Genomic DNA, 14,670 nt, shown 5'->3' with positions numbered 1-14,670 from the left:
ATCTGATCAAAAATTGGTCAGATCGCCCGCCTGTTTCGCTATTTCTGAACTGCGCAGGCCATTTCCCACATTACTGGCGCACCTCTGCTGTGCTCTCCAATAAATATCGGCGTGCCATCCACAGGTTCGACAGTGCGAACAACGTCATCATCTGTGCGGCGTTCTTCGCCAAACCTCGAAATCGCACCTTGGTGTAACCAAACTGACGTTTGATCACGCGAAAGCCACCATGTTCTCTTCGCCATGCAGCAGCTTGTCCACCTGGGTGACGTACGCAACATTGGCGGCTGTGACATGGACGTGGTGTACCAACCCCGACTCCACATCGACCCCGATATGCGCCTTGGCGCCGAAGCAGTACTGGTTGCCTTTCTTGGTCTGGTGCATTTCGGGATCGCGTTTGCCTCCTTCTTCTTGGTCGAACTGGGTGCATAAATCAGCGTGGCATCGACGATGGTGCCTTGACGCAATGACGGGCCACGGTCGCCCAGATAGCCGTTGATGACGCCGAGAATGCCAGCAGCCAATTCGTTCTTCTCCAGCAGGCGACGGAAATTGAGGATGGTCGTTTCGTCCGGGATGCGCTCCAGGTTCAAGCCCGCGAACTGGCGCAGGATGGTTGTCTCATACAGCGCTTCCTCCATCGCCGGATCGCTGTAGCCGAACCAGTTCTGCATCAAATGCACACGTAGCATAGCCATCAACGGATAGGCCGGACGACCACCTTCCCACTTGGGATAGTGCGGCTCGATCAGCGCTACCAGCCTCTTCCAGGGTACGACCTGATCCATCTCGATCAGGAACAACTCTCTGCGGGTCTGCTTACGTTTGCCGGCGTATTCGGCGTCCGCGAAGGTCATCTGCTTCATTGGCATATCCGGGGTGGCGAGGCTGCTTATTTCACCAAATTCAGGAAGTTAAATTCAGATGGTATGGACGCCTCCCCCCGGCAGCGGGCCGACCGCAGCACCTCTACATCAATAGAGGATCTTCGCTGCCCCGGCATCTAGGTGCCAAAGTGGAGAGTGGATAACAAACACCACTTGAGCAGGAGGATCCACCATGAAACATAGCGTAATTGGCATGGACATCGCCAAGAAGGTTTTCCAGCTGCACACCGTTGATCAGTGCACTGGGAGGATCGAGCGTATCAAGCTGCGCCGTGATGAAGTGCTGGCGTTCTTTGCAAATTATCCGACCAGCCTGGTGGCAATCGAGGCCTGTGGCAGTGCCCACTGGTGGGCACGTCAGCTTCAACAGCAGGGGCATGAGGTACGGCTACTCGCCCCTCGTTCGGTACGCCCCTTTGTGCTGCGAAACAAAACCGATGCGGCTGACGCTCAAGCCATCTGGACAGCGGTGCAGCAGCCCGGCGCTTGCCTGGTGGCAATCAAGCAGGCGGATCAGCAGGCGATCCTCTCGCTACACCGTATCCGCTCCCAGTTGCTGAAATTTCGCATCATGCAGAGCAATAGCTTACGTGGGCTGCTTTACGAATTCGGAATCGTGCTGCCAGAAGGTTATACCCAGCTGAGTAAGGCCGTTCCGGAGGCCTTTGCCAATGCTGAGCATCAAGTGCCTTCCATGTTGTTGGACAGCCTACGCGATCAGTGGACTCGGATTATCCAGCTGGATGAGGAAATTCGAAAAATCGAACTGCGTTTGAAACAGTGCCTACGTGAGAACTCCGCCTGCCAGAAAATTGCAGAGATTCCCGGAATTGGTTTGTTGACCGCTACAGCCGCTGTTGCCTCACTGGGAGATGCGAAAACCTTCCATTCTGGTCGCCAGTTCGCAGCTTGGCTGGGGCTGGTTCCTCGACAAACGGGCACCGGTGGCAGAGTTCGGCAACTGGGGCTGAGCAAGCGCGGAGACACCTATCTGCGAACGCTGTTGATGCATGGCGCTCGCTCGATCCTCAATAGAGGACACCGGTCAGAGTGGGTCGAACGCTTGTTGACCAGGCGGCCTTATAACGTGGCAGTCGCCGCAGTGGCTAACAAGCTCGCCAGAACCCTTTGGGCCGTGTTGGCCAAGGGCTCTACGTATCGGGCCGAACTCTTTACGGCATGCCCTACGGGGCATTGAAAACAGTAACCAACAGACTTCACAAGGAGCACAGGCGGTAAGCACGTGATGGCGAAATAGGTCAGACCGTGACGGGGTAAACCTGGTAGGGAATATGAGCCACGGGCACAGCCTTCAGCTCGATTTTCAGATGAGGGCCTCGTCAGCGGATTCCATCAGGGCCAGCAGGTTTTTCGGCCTGCAAAACAGGCCGTATATAAGACTGCTCCTACCTACGCGCCAGCATGGCTACCTATTGAGCTCCGGGAGGCGTCCATATAAGAGCTTCCCTAAATCGAGCATGAGATCAGGTTGACACAGCCCAGTACCGCCGCTGACCAATGCCACCACTCAGTTGTATTGCCCCTTTGCGGGGCGGCCGAGTCTCACAATGCAACAGGATGGAGCGTGACGGAGGAGGCGCTTTTCTGATGGGCGAGGATTTTTCTTGTACCGAAGGCTGGCATATATCCTGCTTGTATTCATGTATACAAGATTGAATATAACCATGTATTGCCTAAAGGACTCATACCATGTCGGACTATAACCGCCGGAACTTCCTGAAGCTGGCTGGGCTTATCGGCGTCGCCGCCGCAATGCCTTTCAGTGTATCCCGTGCCGCAGGAAAGCCCTTGGTCGTTGGCTTCGTTTATGTAGGGGCTAGGGACGACTTCGGTTACAACCAGGCCCACGCCCAGGCGGCTCGTATCATTCGCAGCATGCCGAACGTCAAGGTCATCGAAGAAGAGAACGTGCCGGAAACCTCCGCAGTGCAGCAGGCCATGGAAGCCATGATCCGCCAGGATGGGGCCGAGCTGATCTTCGCCACGTCCTTCGGTTATTTCGATCCTCACGTGTTGCGCGTGGCTCAGCGTTACCCGGACGTGCGCTTCGCCCACTGTGGTGGCCTCTGGGACGAGAGCAAGCATCCGAAGAATGTCGGCAGCTTTTTCGGTTATATCGATGAGGGGCAGTATCTCAACGGCGTGGTCGCGGGTCACATGAGCAAGACCAAGCGCATCGGTTTTATCGCCGCCAAACCGGTGGCCCAGGTGTTGCGTAATATCAATGCCTTCACATTGGGTGCCCGCTCGGTCGATCCGGAGATCACCACCACCGTGATCTTTACCGGTGACTGGTCCTTGCCGGTACGCGAAGCGGAAGCTGCCAACGGCCTGATTGACCAGGGCTGCGATGTGCTGACCTGTCACGTTGATGGACCCAAGGTGATCGTGGAAACGGCTGAGCGCCGTGGCGTAATGAGTTGCGGTTACCACGCCAGTCAGGCAGCCCTGGCTCCCAATGGTTATCTGACCGGTGCCGAATGGAATTGGGAGACGCCTTACCGGGCACACGTTGAGGCAGCCCAGAAGGGCGAGACCATGAACAACTTCCTGCGCGGCGGTCTGGCCGAAGGCTTCGTCAAGGCGTCTGATTACGGCCCGAACGTCAGCGCCGAGGCGCGTGAGCAGGCGGATGCTGTCAAGGCATCCATGATTGCTGGCGAGTTCACCCTGTTCAAGGGCCCGCTGAAGGACAACAAGGGCAATGTGGTGCTGGCCGAGGGCGAGGCGCTGGGGCAGACCGACGTGGTGCTGGAGCAGATGAACTACCTCGTCGAAGGCGTTCGCGGCGATATCTGATCCATGAATCCACATTATCTTGCAAGCAGGTTGGCCAGGCTGGCATTGCCCGGCCTGCCTACCGTGCTGTCGATTATCAGCTCCTTCGCGCTGTTCGTGCTGTTCCTGGCTTTTCAGGGTAAGCCGGCGTTCGAGGCCCTCGCCCTGGTGTTCGAGGGCGCATTCGGTTCGTCCTTTGCCTGGGAAAACACCTTGCAGCGGGCTGCGCCTCTGATGCTGACAGCGCTCTGTGTAGCGCTGCCGGCGCGTGCCGGTCTGATCATCATCGGTGGCGAAGGCGCGCTGGTGCTGGGTGGTCTGGCCGCAGCAACGCTACCACTATGGCTGACCGGTCTGCCGCCCCTGGCAACGTTGATTGCGATGGGCATGGTGGCGATGCTGGTTGGCGGGTTCTGGATCGGTCTCAACGGCTGGCTTCGGCAGAAGCGCGGTCTGAATGAGACCATCGGCAGTCTGCTGCTGTCCTATATCGCCATTGCCCTGTTCAACCATCTGGTAGAAGGGCCGCTGCGCGATCCCTCCAGCTTGAACAAACCCTCCACTGTCGGACTGGATTATTCGCTGATGATCGGGATGATCAGCGAGGACTCCTTTCGCGTTCACTGGGGGCTGGTGGCTGGCATTGTTGCCTGCGTGCTGGCCTATGTGCTGGTGCGCCATAGCGTCAAGGGCTTTGCGCTGGACGTTGTCGGCGGCAACGTGCGCACCGCGCGGATGCTGGGCCTGCCGGTCAATCGCCTGGTGATTCTGACTTGTGTGCTGGGTGGCGCGGCTGCCGGGCTGGCGGGCATGTACGAAGTCAGCGCGGTACAGGGCAGTGCCAACGCTTCGTTGATTGTCGGCTATGGCATTAGCGGGATTCTGGTGTCCTTCGCCGCTCGGCATAACCCGCTGGCAATCATCGTCTGCGCGACCCTGGTCGGGGGTATCGAGGCCAGCGGCAGCCTGCTGCAACGCCGGCTGGATCTGCCCGACGCCACCACGCTGATTCTGCAGGGCCTGCTGTTCACCAATCTGCTGGCCTGGGAGGCGCTGGTGGGTCGTATTACTCAATGGCGCATCAGACTGGAAGAGCACGCCAATCAATCAAAGGGTGCCGAGGTGCAACATGGGTGATCTGGACTTGGTGACCTTCCTGCTGGCTCTGCTGGCGGGTGCGGTGCGGGTCGGTACGCCGTTCCTGTTCGTCAGTCTGGGCGAGTGTCTGACGGAAAAAAGTGGCCGCATCAACCTGGGTCTGGAGGGCATTCTGGTGGCCGGGGCGATGACCGGCTACGCCGTGGCCTACCTGTCCGGTTCGGCCTGGACCGGAGTGCTGGTGGCGGGCGGCGCCGGGCTGTTGCTGGGCCTGTTGCACGGCATCGTCTGTTCGCTGCCGCGGGTCAATGATATTGCCTTTGGTATCGCGTTGATGCTGCTCGGGACCGGACTGGCGTTCTTCCTTGGCAAGGCCTTTATTCAGCCCCAGGCTCCGATGCTGCCGTCGATATCCCTCGGCGCCTGGAGTGACGACGGGCGCGTCCGCTCAGCCTTGAACATCAACATGCTGTTCTTTATCGGTGTGGCGCTGGCGATCTTTCTGCACTGGGGGCTGCGCAGCACGCGCTGGGGGCTGGTTCTGCGACTGGTCGGTGACCACTCCGAGTCGGCCCAGGCGCTGGGTTACCGCCCACTGCGAGTACGTGTCATGGCCACGGCTGTCGGCGGCTTTCTGGCCGGCGTCGGCGGCTCTTACCTGTCGCTCTATTACCCCGGCAGCTGGAACGAGGGGCTGTCCAGCGGGCAGGGACTGATGGCCGTTGCACTGGTGATCTTTGCTCGCTGGCAACCGCTGAACTGCCTGTGGGCATCGATGGTATTCGGCGCGGCCGGCGCTATCGGTCCGGCGCTGCAGTCGGTCGGTATCAGCTCCGGCTACTACCTGTACAGCGCGGCGCCCTACATCCTGACGATGGCAGTGATGCTCGCCACCTGTCGTCCCAACCGCACACTGACGGGAGCTCCCGGTGAACTCAGTCTCAATCGATAGAGGTAACTGACATGGCAAGTGGACTTGGTGGACTGAATAAATCACCTAATGGCGTCGTGATCGGGCTGGCACAGCTGACCCTGCCCGACCCGCATACCCGCGATGAACTCTGGGTGCAGACGCAGAAGGTCGTGGCGATGATCGGCAAGGCCCGACGCAGCATGCCGAGCATGGACCTTATCGTGTTTCCGGAGTACTCGCTGCACGGTCTGTCGATGGATACGTCGCCCGACATCATGTGTACCCTGGATGGGCCGGAAGTCGCGGCACTCAAGCAGGCCTGCATCGATCACAGCATCTGGGGCTGCTTTTCGATCATGGAAGCCAACCCGCACGGTAATCCCTACAACAGCGGCATCATCGTTGATGATACCGGTGAAGTGCGCCTGTATTACCGCAAGCTGCATCCCTGGGTGCCGGTCGAGCCCTGGGAACCGGGCAACCTCGGCATCCCGGTCTGCGAGGGCCCGCGTGGCAGCAAGTTGGCCCTGATCATCTGCCATGACGGCATGTTCCCGGAAATGGCTCGCGAGTGTGCCTACAAGGGCGCGGAAATCATGATCCGTACCGCCGGCTATACCGCACCGATCCGTCACTCGTGGAAGATCACTAACCAGGTCAACTCCTTCACTAACCTGATGCAGACGGCCAGTGTGTGCATGTGCGGCTCCGACGGCACTTTCGATTCGATGGGCGAAGCCATGTTCGTCGATTTCGATGGCACGCCGATGGCCGAAGGCGGTGGCCGCGCGGACGAGATCGTCTCCTGCGAACTGCGTCCGGACCTGGTGCGCGAGGCGCGCAAGCACTGGGGTGTGGAAAACAACATCTATCAGTTCGGCCACCGTGGTTATGTGGCAGTCAAGGGCGGAGCACAGGACTGCCCCTATACCTACATGCACGACCTGGCCGCTGGCCAGTACCGCCTGCCCTGGGAGGATGAGGTGGTCCACACCGATGGCAGCAGCTGCGGTTTTGCCGCGCCCGAGCGACTCTACAACCCGGACAGTCAGGAGTAATGACATTGAGCGAGCGCTTTCTTGTTTCCGAACCCTATCCCTGGCCGTACAACGGCCAGTTGCAGCCGGCCAACACCGCGCTGATCATCATCGATATGCAGACCGACTTCTGCGGTGAGGGCGGCTACGTGGATACCATGGGCTACGATCTGGCGGCCGTACGGGCGCCCATCGAGCCGATCAACCGCGTGTTGAAGGTCATGCGCGAGCAGGGCTTTCATATCATCCATACCCGGGAAGGGCACCGCCCGGACCTGTCTGATCTACCGGCGAACAAGCGCTGGCGATCCCAGCGCATCGGTGCCGGTATCGGCGATGCGGGTCCCTGCGGGCGCATTCTGGTGCGTGGCGAGCCGGGCTGGGAACTGATTCCGGAGCTGCAGCCGCTGGCCGGCGAAGTGATCATCGACAAGCCCGGAAAAGGTTCGTTCTGCGCCACCGACCTGGAGCTGATCCTGCGTACTCGCGGTATCGAGAATCTGATCCTGTGCGGCATCACCACCGACGTCTGTGTGCACACCACCATGCGTGAGGCGAATGATCGCGGCTTCGAGTGCCTGTTGCTGGAGGACTGTTGTGGTGCCACCGATCCCGGTAACCACCTGGCGGCGCTGCACATGGTCAAGATGCAGGGCGGCGTATTCGGTGCGGTGTCCGACTCGGCGTCGCTCGTCGAGCTGCTGAGCGAGCATTGATCATGCGTGCGCTCAGTCTGGAAATCATTGGCGCGAGCAAGTCCTTCGGCAGCTTTCAGGCGTTGGCGGAGGTATCGCTGACCGTACGGGCCGGTACTGTCCATGCGTTGCTGGGCGAGAACGGCGCGGGCAAGAGCACCCTGGTCAAGGGGATCGTGGGTTATGGTCCTTTGGACGACGGCGAACTGCTGGTCAACAACCGTCAACAGCAGATCCGTACCCCGCGAGACTCCCATGCGCTGGGCATCGGCATGGTGTATCAGCACTTTACCGTGGCGCCGGGCCTGAGCGTGGCAGAGAATCTGGTACTGTCACGCGGCGACCTGAACTGGCGCATCGACTGGCCGCTGGAGCGCAAACGCCTCAACGAGTTCATGCAGCGCATGCCGTTCCGGCTGGATATCGAACGCCCCGTCAGCTCGCTGGCGGCGGGCGAAAAGCAGAAGCTGGAAATTCTCAAGCAGCTGTACCTGGAGCGTCACCTGATCATCCTCGACGAACCCACCTCGGTACTGACGCCGCAGGAGGCCGAGGAGGTGTTGGGCCTGATGCGCGACATGGCGCACAAGGGCGATATCTCGGTCCTGATGATCACCCACAAGTTCGGCGAGGTGTCACGCTTCGCTGACGATGTCAGCGTGCTGCGCAAGGGCCGGCTGGTCGGCAGTACTCAGGTCAGTGCTACCTCCCAGGAAGAACTGGCCACCTGGATGATGGGTGCCGCCGAATCGGCCGCCGATCCGGTCAGCCAGAAGCCGGTCGATCCATCGGCCGCGCCACGGCTGGATGTGCGTGAGCTGAGCGTGGCCAACGACAAGGGCACACTGGCGGTCAGCAAGCTGTCGCTGGCTGTGCGCCCTGGCGAGATCGTCGGTATTGCCGGCATCTCCGGCAACGGCCAGCGCGAGTTGACCGAGGCATTGTTGGGACAGCGCCAGTCAGCCAGTGGCGAGATTCGCATCAACGGCGCGCGCTACCAGGCCAGCCGTCGGGAAATGCAACGCGAGAAGGTCTTCAGTCTGCCGGAAGAGCCCTTGCGCAATGCCTGCATCGCCGGCATGAGCGTCGCGGACAACCTGGCACTGCGCAACTTCGACCAGCCGCCGCTGTGCCGTCAGGGTTGGCTGATCAACCGGCGGGCGATTCAGACCCAGGCTGCGGCGCTGATTCAGCAGTTCAACGTGCGTCCGGCGGACCCGCTGCGGCCGATCGGTACGTTGTCCGGCGGTAACGTGCAGCGTGCAGTACTGGCCCGTGAGCTGACCGACGACGTGCGCACACTGATCGTGTCCAACCCGGTTTTTGGTCTGGATTTCGCCTCGGTGGCGATCATCCACCAGCGGCTGCGCGATGCTCGCGCCCAGGGCGCGGCCGTATTGCTGCTGAGCGAGGATCTGGACGAACTGCTGGAAATGTCCGACCGCATCCTGGTCATTCACGAGGGCGAAATCAATTTCGAGGTGGCCGCCGAGCAGGCGGATCGTGCCACGCTGGGCCACTATATGGCCGGCGGGGGGCATGAAGATCAGCATGCGGCAGGTGCAGCATGATCAGGCTGCCGGCCAGACCGGCCACCTTCAGCTTCGAGCCAACGCGTACCGCGCTGGTCGTTATCGATATGCAGCGGGACTTTCTCGAGCCCGGCGGGTTCGGTGCTGCCCTGGGTAACGACGTGACGCTGCTGCAGGCCATTGTTCCAGCGGTAGCCTCACTGATGGCTCTGGCCCGGGCGCAGGGCATGCTGGTGATTCATACGCGCGAGTCGCATCTGGCGGATCTGTCGGACTGCCCTGCGGCCAAGCGCGAAGGGGGCGCGGTCGGATTGCGCATCGGTGACGCCGGGCCGATGGGGCGCATTCTGGTGCGCGGCGAGCCGGGCAATCAGATCATTCCGGCATTGGCGCCGATGGCCGGTGAATGGGTGATCGACAAACCGGGCAAGGGGATGTTCTACGCGACCGGCCTGGGGGACAGGCTGGTCGCGCAGGGCATTGAGTCTTTGATTTTCGCGGGTGTCACCACCGAAGTCTGTGTACAGACCAGCATGCGCGAAGCCAATGATCGGGGCTACCGTTGCCTGCTGATAGAAGAAGCAACCGAAAGCTATTTTCCGGCCTTCAAACAGGCAACACTGGAGATGATCGTTGCCCAGGGCGGCATCGTCGGACACACCGCTAACCTGTCGGCGCTGAGCGCCGCCATGACCGAGGATCGAGCGTGAACAAGGAACCGCAGATCAATCTGCCCCATGTGGTCGAGGCCGTGCGCCTGGCCTTTGAAGACTACGAGCGTGCCTTGCTGGCCAACGAGCTGGAGGTGCTGGACGACTACTTCTGGAACACCGATCATACCGTGCGTTACGGCGTTGCCGAAAATCTCTACGGCGCCCGGAATATCGCCGCTTATCGGCGCGTCTGTACGCCGGTGGGCCAAGGCCGGCTACTGCGCAATACGGTGATATCCACTTTTGATGAAAACTATGCCACTGTCAGTACGGAATTCAGTGACGGTGAAACCCACCGTACGGGCCGACAAATGCAGACCTGGGTACGCTTTCCAGCTGGCTGGAAAGTGGTTTCCGCGCATGTGAGTGTCGATCTCAGTACGCTTTGAACAGCAGGTGATGCCATTCTAAAGCCCCAGACCAATGCCCTGGCCGAGCAGATCTACCAGCGGTTGAAGCAGGAAATCTTCGACTACCAGCTGCTGCCCCATGATCGCTTCAGCGAGACCGAACTGGCCGCGCGTTACCAGGTATCACGCACGCCGGTTCGTGACGCGCTCTATCGCCTGGAGCGCGAGGGCTATCTGGAAGTGGGTTTTCGCCGGGGCTGGACGGTAAAGCCACTGGACTTCGATCAGATCGACGAGCTCTACGATTTGCGCGTTGTGCTGGAGAGCGTTGCCATCGAGCGTTTGTGCGGTCTGCCGGACCTGGCCGGCGCGCTTGCCGACCTCAACCGAGTATGGATGGTGCCGCCGGAGCGGCGTGAGCACGGCATGAAACAGGTGGCCGATCTGGATGAGGCATTCCACTGCGGTCTATTGGCTGCGGCCGGCAATCGCGAAATGATGCGTGTGCATGCCGAGGTCTGTGATCGCATTCGTATCGTCCGGCGCCTGGATTTCTACAAGAGCGCCCGCATCGAGGAAACCTACAACGAACACGCCCGCATTCTGACTGCCCTGGCAGCGCGCAAGCGCGATGAGGCACAGATGATGCTGCGCTCCCATATCGAGCAGAGCAAGATCGAAGTACGCAAGATCAGCCTGTCGATGCTGGCCGAGGCGCGCCACAGCCTTCGACAGGCATGATCCCTAAGCGCTTCTAGCTGCGTACGATCAGGGCCAACGGCCCCCCTCCATTTGGCCCCTGATGTTCGGCACCGCCGGAGACGAACAGACGCGTGTCCCCCAGTTGACCTGCCAGCACACCACCCACCAGCGCACGCGCATGGCGTGAACCATTGATGTCGCTGTCATCGCTCATTACATGGCGGTTGCCGCGAATACTGCCGGACGCGGAGGGCTCAGCCTTGACCAGCAGGCCAGCCAGGCGCTCGGGCGTCAGCTTGATCTTATCTCCCCCTGGCACGCTCGCCAGTGCACGCTCGATCGCCTGCGCGTCCAGCGCATCTTCCATGACGGCATGACCGATCCGATACTCCGGGTCCCAGCCTGGCGCGTTGCCCAGTACCAGAACCTCGTTACGCAGAAGTTCAATGCCGGCCGAACTACTGGCTCGGCTGGAGTAGAGTGACCACTCGCGGCAGATCTGCTCGTCGCGGACGTCGCCGGGCAAGTCACCGAGAGCCGCGGCCACACCGAGGGCCGAGGCACCCCTGGAATAGCCCATGGACTCGTAGGTATCGTGACAGGCCACGCTCTGGCCGCGTGCGGCGGCCTCGTTGATGCGTGCGGCGGTCAGGAGCGGGCATTTGATCTGAACGAAATGCACATCCTCGACCCGCTGGATGCCGGCGGCGGCCATGGCCCGCAGCACCGCGTCACGGGTCAGTTCCACCTGGGAGGTGCGGCCGATCTCTTCCGGGCGCAAGTCACGAGTGAAGGCCACGCCGGCAGCCAGGCCTGGCGTAGTGGTATCACGGGACGGTGCGCTGTCGTCGACCTCGAATACCAGCCAATGCGGGCTCAGGCCGCCCTCGGTCCCACCGGACATGACGAAGGCAATACGCTCGTCGACTTCCGTCTCATTCAGTGCCAGGCGTTCGGCGAAGAAACGCTTGAGTGTGCTGGTAGCGAAGGCGCGGGTGAAATCATTGACGCAGCCATTGCCCTCGGTCTTGCCGAGCACGGCAATGACGCGCGTGGGGTCGACCTCGCCGGATTCGATCGCCTGGGCCAGGGCCGAGACGTCATTGGGGGCGGCCACTGTCAGCCGCGTTACACGTGTTTTCATGGTTTTGTTACCTGATTGACAAGGGGCGGTGGCGCTTCAGGCCAACTCGAACAGAACGTCCTGAGCACCTTCCCAGAGCGTTTTGAGTCCGAGCGCACGGAGGTTTTCGCGGCCCTGGGTGATGGTCAGAAAGTGATTGCCGGCCAGTTGCCCTAGCTTGCTGGAGAAGCTGCAGGCACCGTAGGCCATGATGATTTCGGTCTCGCTGTAGCCGCCGGGGTAGAACAGAATGTCGCCCACCGACGGGTGACTGGTGTGGTTTTCGAAACCCACCGGCTTGCCGTTGTTGTTCAGTTGGTAATCTCCCATTGGCACCCAGCAACCTTCGCCGCTCCAGCGCACATGGATGAACTTCTGCCGATAGGGCAGCAGTTGTACGAAGGCGGCCAGGGTCTCGGGTGCATCGGGGTGGGCTTCAGCCAGAAACTCGAAGCCACCGGCAGTGATCTTGATTGTGGTCATGCTGTTTCCTGTATTTGGGGCGGTTACGTGGTCAGGAGCCGGGCTGGTCGATCCATTTGGTCACGGTGGGCGCGCGCCATTCGGCCAGTTGGTCAAGCAGCAGGCCTGGGTCGGATTCGATGATGATCATCTCGGCATGCTCGGTCTTCATGAAGCCTTCCTGCCGAGCGTGGTCGAGCAGGGCGCGCAATGGCTCGAAGAACTGCCGCACATTCAGGCAGGCAAAGGCCTTGTTGTGATCGCCGAGCTGGGTCAGCGTGGCGACCTCGAACAGCTCCTCCAGCGTGCCGAGCCCGCCGGGCAGGGCGATGAAGGCATCCGCCAGATCAGACATGCGCGCCTTGCGGCTGCGCATGCTGTCGGCCACCTCGTGGCCGCTGAGGCCGGGGTGCAGATGGCCGCGATCAAACAAACGCTGGTTGATCACACCGATCACTTCACCGCCTTGGGCGAGAGCAGCATCGGCGACCACGCCCATCAGGCCTTTGGTAGTACCGCCGTAGACCAGCGTGATGCCACGCCGGGCTATTTCGCTGCCCAACGCCCGGGCCTGCTCGGCATACTCGGGCGAGACACCGAAATTGGAGCCGGAAAATACCGCGATACTGCGTAGTGGGGGTGTGGCGTTCTGCATGGAGTCTCCTGAGATCTAGCGTTGAGTCCAACTGGTGAAGTGGTTCTCTACCAGCGCAGAGATTGAGTACAGCGCGACTCCCATGGCAGCCAGTATGAACAGCCCGGCAAATACCAAGGGGACGTCGAAGTTGCCGCTGGCGATCATCATCACGTTCCCAATACCTTTGTTCGAGGCGATGGTTTCGGCCAGTACGGTGCCGATAAACGCCGAGGTCAGCGCGATTTTCAGCGAGGCGAACAGGTAGGGCATGGTGCGCGGCAGGCCAACGTTCCAGAGAATGTCCCGCTTCTTCGCCCCCAGCACCCGCAGTACGTCTTCCAGCTCCGGCTCGGTGGTGGCCAGACCGGTAGCGACATTGACCACGACCGGGAAGATGCCGATGACCATCGACGTGAGAATCGCCGGGATGGTGCCCGAGCCGAACCAGACCACGAAGATGGGTACGACTGCGACCTTGGGGATACTGGAAAAACCGACCAGCAGCGGATAGGCAATGTCGTAGGCCACCCGTGACGAGCCAATGATCACACCGATGATCAGTCCGATGAGCACCCCGAGGAAAAAGCCGATCAGCGTCGTCATCAAAGTCTGCTGGGCATGTGGCCAGAGGATCGGCATCTTGTCGATGAGTACGGCAGCGATCTGGCTGGGCACCGGCAAGACCAGTTCCGACACGCCGAGCACGCGGCAGATGACTTCCCAGGCCAGAAAGAAAAATACCATGGCGGAAAATGACAACATGTTGCGCCGCAAACGCGACAGTTCCTGGGTCATAGCGAAGTCTCCGTGGGGCGGGGTGCCGGTGCTGGGGCAGGGCCGGCCTTGGTCGGGTTGTCAGCATCGGAACGGGCATGGGCAATGCTCATGCGCAGCGCCTGGACGAGCGCAGTGAAGTCCGGCTCATAACTGGACTCCAACGTACGGGGCCGGGCGAAATGCACGGTCTCGTCCTGGATGATGCGCCCGGGTCGGGCGCTCATGACGCAGATGCGACTGGCTAGGTAGGCTGATTCGCGTAGATCATGGGTCACCAGCAGGACCGTGGGCCGCTTGGCCATCCACAGGGCCTGCATGGTGTCCCACAGCTCTTCACGGGTGAACTGATCGAGGGCGCCAAAGGGTTCATCCAGCAGCAGGATATCCGGTTCGTGGACCAGTGCTCGGCACAGCGAAGCGCGCTGCAACATGCCTCCGGATAACTCCCACGGGCGCTTGCTGCCAAAGCCCGCCAGTCCGACCTGCTCCAGCAGGGCTTCAGCCCGCTCGCGAAATTCGCCATTCTTCTTGCGACGGTAGTCCTGACGGAAAGGCTCGACGATCTTCAGCGGGATCATCACGTTGTCCAGAATGCTCAGCCACGGCAACATGGTCGGGTTCTGGAACGCCAGCCCCAGGCGTTTGGCGTGATTGCCGATAGCGCCCACCTCGCGACCGCCGACGATGGCAGCGCCTTCCGTTGGCTCAATCAGGCCGGCGACCAACTTGAGGATGGTCGACTTGCCGCAGCCACTGGGGCCAACGAGGGCGACGAAATCGCCTTGGTCGATGCGCAGACTTGTATTGTCCAGCGCGACCATATTGCCGCCATAACGCACGGTCACGTTCGACAGTTCGATCACGGTTCTGGGCGTGGCGGCTGATTTGCCTTCAAGCATCGGCGTTACTCCTCGTCAACGGTCCTGCCACGGGCAGGTCAGC

The 14,670-nt window shown here is 60.9% G+C and carries 16 protein-coding genes; 10 read left to right on the top strand and 6 right to left on the bottom strand.

Translation table 11 applies throughout. The features are described 5' to 3' along the window. Positions 1-38 precede the first annotated feature (38 nt). Positions 39-869: an IS5 family transposase gene (locus tag N5J71_RS02310; protein ID WP_424960553.1), complete on the bottom strand. Its 831-nt coding sequence runs from the start codon at positions 867-869 to the stop codon at positions 39-41. A gap of 193 nt (positions 870-1,062) precedes the next feature. Between N5J71_RS02310 and N5J71_RS02305 the strand changes: the two genes are divergently transcribed. The 10 genes from N5J71_RS02305 (at position 1,063) to N5J71_RS02260 (ending at position 10,768) form a co-directional block, all read left to right on the top strand. Next, positions 1,063-2,088 carry an IS110 family RNA-guided transposase gene (locus N5J71_RS02305; protein WP_115759313.1) on the top strand — a complete coding sequence of 342 codons (1,026 nt, stop codon included), beginning with the start codon at positions 1,063-1,065 and terminating at the stop codon, positions 2,086-2,088. Between the two features lie 512 nt (positions 2,089-2,600). After that, the gene (locus N5J71_RS02300) at positions 2,601-3,710 is read left to right on the top strand and encodes a BMP family ABC transporter substrate-binding protein (RefSeq protein ID WP_171885376.1); all 1,110 of its coding nucleotides are present in this window, start codon (positions 2,601-2,603) and stop codon (positions 3,708-3,710) included. A 3-nt stretch (positions 3,711-3,713) separates the two neighbouring features. After that, positions 3,714-4,826, top strand: coding sequence for an ABC transporter permease (locus N5J71_RS02295; protein ID WP_031693781.1), 1,113 nt, complete (start codon positions 3,714-3,716; stop codon positions 4,824-4,826). Next, a complete protein-coding gene (locus N5J71_RS02290; protein WP_254299648.1) occupies positions 4,819-5,739 on the top strand; it encodes an ABC transporter permease in 921 nt (306 codons plus the stop codon). The genes N5J71_RS02295 and N5J71_RS02290 overlap by 8 nt, the downstream gene beginning before the upstream one ends. An 11-nt stretch (positions 5,740-5,750) precedes the next feature. Beyond that, on the top strand, positions 5,751-6,758 hold the full coding sequence (locus tag N5J71_RS02285; protein WP_003459757.1) for a formamidase: 1,008 nt from the start codon (positions 5,751-5,753) through the stop codon (positions 6,756-6,758). Positions 6,759-6,763: 5 nt separating this feature from the next. Next, the gene (gene biuH, locus N5J71_RS02280; RefSeq protein WP_031693779.1) at positions 6,764-7,453 is read left to right on the top strand and encodes a biuret amidohydrolase; all 690 of its coding nucleotides are present in this window, start codon (positions 6,764-6,766) and stop codon (positions 7,451-7,453) included. 2 nt (positions 7,454-7,455) lie between these two features. Continuing rightward, positions 7,456-9,003, top strand: coding sequence for an ABC transporter ATP-binding protein (locus N5J71_RS02275; RefSeq protein ID WP_003459761.1), 1,548 nt, complete (start codon positions 7,456-7,458; stop codon positions 9,001-9,003). After that, on the top strand, positions 9,000-9,674 hold the full coding sequence (locus tag N5J71_RS02270) for a cysteine hydrolase family protein (RefSeq protein WP_003459764.1): 675 nt from the start codon (positions 9,000-9,002) through the stop codon (positions 9,672-9,674). Before N5J71_RS02275 ends, N5J71_RS02270 begins: the two co-directional genes overlap by 4 nt. Continuing rightward, positions 9,671-10,066, top strand: a complete 396-nt coding sequence (hpxZ, locus tag N5J71_RS02265) for an oxalurate catabolism protein HpxZ (protein ID WP_003459767.1) — start codon at positions 9,671-9,673, stop codon at positions 10,064-10,066. Before N5J71_RS02270 ends, hpxZ begins: the two co-directional genes overlap by 4 nt. Before the next feature lie 15 nt (positions 10,067-10,081). Continuing rightward, positions 10,082-10,768, top strand: coding sequence for a GntR family transcriptional regulator (locus tag N5J71_RS02260; protein WP_039964396.1), 687 nt, complete (start codon positions 10,082-10,084; stop codon positions 10,766-10,768). Between the two features lie 13 nt (positions 10,769-10,781). Here the strand turns inward: N5J71_RS02260 and atzD are convergent, their stop codons facing one another. From atzD to N5J71_RS02235, 5 genes are read right to left on the bottom strand one after another with little or no spacing between them, the layout of a single operon-like run. Beyond that, positions 10,782-11,873, bottom strand: coding sequence for a cyanuric acid amidohydrolase (atzD, locus tag N5J71_RS02255; protein ID WP_003459769.1), 1,092 nt, complete (start codon positions 11,871-11,873; stop codon positions 10,782-10,784). A 36-nt stretch (positions 11,874-11,909) separates the two neighbouring features. After that, positions 11,910-12,335, bottom strand: coding sequence for a DUF3830 family protein (locus N5J71_RS02250; RefSeq protein ID WP_003459770.1), 426 nt, complete (start codon positions 12,333-12,335; stop codon positions 11,910-11,912). 31 nt (positions 12,336-12,366) lie between these two features. Then, complete coding sequence (locus tag N5J71_RS02245; RefSeq protein WP_003459771.1) at positions 12,367-12,969, bottom strand: LOG family protein; 603 nt, start codon at positions 12,967-12,969, stop codon at positions 12,367-12,369. Positions 12,970-12,984: 15 nt separating this feature from the next. Further along, positions 12,985-13,746: an ABC transporter permease gene (locus N5J71_RS02240; RefSeq protein ID WP_003459772.1), complete on the bottom strand. Its 762-nt coding sequence runs from the start codon at positions 13,744-13,746 to the stop codon at positions 12,985-12,987. Beyond that, the gene (locus N5J71_RS02235) at positions 13,743-14,627 is read right to left on the bottom strand and encodes an ABC transporter ATP-binding protein (protein ID WP_003459774.1); all 885 of its coding nucleotides are present in this window, start codon (positions 14,625-14,627) and stop codon (positions 13,743-13,745) included. The genes N5J71_RS02240 and N5J71_RS02235 overlap by 4 nt, the downstream gene beginning before the upstream one ends. Between the last annotated feature and the right edge of the window lie 43 nt (positions 14,628-14,670).

Source organism: Ectopseudomonas oleovorans (genome assembly GCF_029845265.1).
GTDB lineage: Bacteria > Pseudomonadota > Gammaproteobacteria > Pseudomonadales > Pseudomonadaceae > Aquipseudomonas > Aquipseudomonas oleovorans.
This window is presented reverse-complemented; position numbering and strand designations above follow the sequence as displayed.